Origin of the sequence: uncultured Microscilla sp. (genome assembly GCF_947493425.1) — a bacterium.
GTDB lineage: Bacteria > Bacteroidota > Bacteroidia > Cytophagales > Microscillaceae > Microscilla.
In genome coordinates this window covers 1-518 of sequence record NZ_CANLRP010000474.1, presented here as the reverse complement: position 1 = coordinate 518, position 518 = coordinate 1, and the positions used below count along the sequence as shown (strand labels likewise).

The window sequence follows — 518 nt, the reverse complement described above, 5'->3', positions numbered from 1 at the left end:
TTGTTCGCCTGGATGCCTTGATTGTTCAGAGCTTTCGTGATCAAGGTGCGAACTTTAAACGGGGCTATTCGAAACAACACCGGGCAGATTTGCCCCAACTTAAGGTAATGGTTGCCACTGTTGATCCATTGTCAATGCCCTTAAGTTCTGTGATTGTGTCAGGTAATAAAGCAGACGACAATTTGTACCTGGATGTAGTAAAAAAACTTGAAAAAGGTCTGCCTAAAAAGCAACAGTTGTTTGTAGGGGATGCAAAATTGAGTAGCAGGGGAAATCGGGCATATCTCCAAAACAAGGAGCAATTTTACCTTACCCCTCTCAGCGAAACCCAATGTAGCAAGATGCAACTATCTGCTTATTTGGACAATAAACCTGATGAACTAACAGAGGTTTTTGGTGAAGCCAAAACAAATGATAAGAAAGCTCCTTTGAAAGCCCATGCTTTTGAGCAACAGGAAGATATTTATTGTGAAGATTTGGATATTACCTGGACTGAGAGAAGGATTATAGTATACTCT

The 518-nt window shown here is 40.7% G+C and carries 1 protein-coding gene; it reads left to right on the top strand.

Annotation, left to right across the window (positions count from 1 at the left end):
* Positions 1 to 518 (top strand): transposase (locus tag Q0954_RS34385; protein ID WP_299466726.1); only part of this gene is annotated, 518 nt, incomplete at both ends.